The following is a 624-nucleotide window of genomic DNA, read 5'->3' on the forward strand; positions in this document are numbered from 1 at the left end:
CCGCAGGCGTTCGATGGCAAGGACGGCGAATTCGTCGATGCCCCGGCGCACGACGCCAGCGGCCGCTTCATGAGCTACTGGTCCTGGCAGGACGGCACCCCGGTGGAGGACGCGCTCAAGGGCTACGACGTGCCCGGTGACGGCGACTGGTACCTGCGCCCGCGCGCGCTGAAGCGGCCGACCGTGGCCGAGCCGTACCGCTATGAGATCGCCGGCAAGCCGGTGCTGATGACCACGCTGTCCACCCCGGTGCTGGACAAGGGCGAATTCCTTGGCGCGGTGACCGTCGATGTCGGCTTGGCCACGCTGCAGGAACGCCTGGCCGCGCTGCGCCCGATGGGCGAGGGCCATGTGGAGCTGATCTCCCCCGGTGGCATCGTGCTGGCGGCCAAGGACGCCAAGGAAATCGGCAAGCGTCGCGACGATGCGGCCACCCGCGGCATCCTGGCTGCGGTCGCAGCGGACAAGCCGTTCCAGGACTTCAACGTGGACGCCGCCGGTAACGTCAAGGCGTACGTGCCGCTGCGCATCGGCAACAGCCAGGAGCGCTTCGCGCTGGGCGTGATCGTGCCGCATGACCTGATCACCGCGCAGGCGCGTGCGCTGCTGTGGATCATCCTGGCC

Annotated in this window: 1 protein-coding gene; it reads left to right on the top strand. The window is 69.4% G+C overall.

Features of this window, described 5'->3' with window-relative positions:
* Positions 1 to 624, top strand: a 624-nt coding sequence (locus ACXJKJ_RS31025; RefSeq protein ID WP_457395406.1) for a cache domain-containing protein, incomplete at both ends; no start/stop codon positions are given.

Source organism: Roseateles sp. P5_E1, assembly GCF_054049335.1.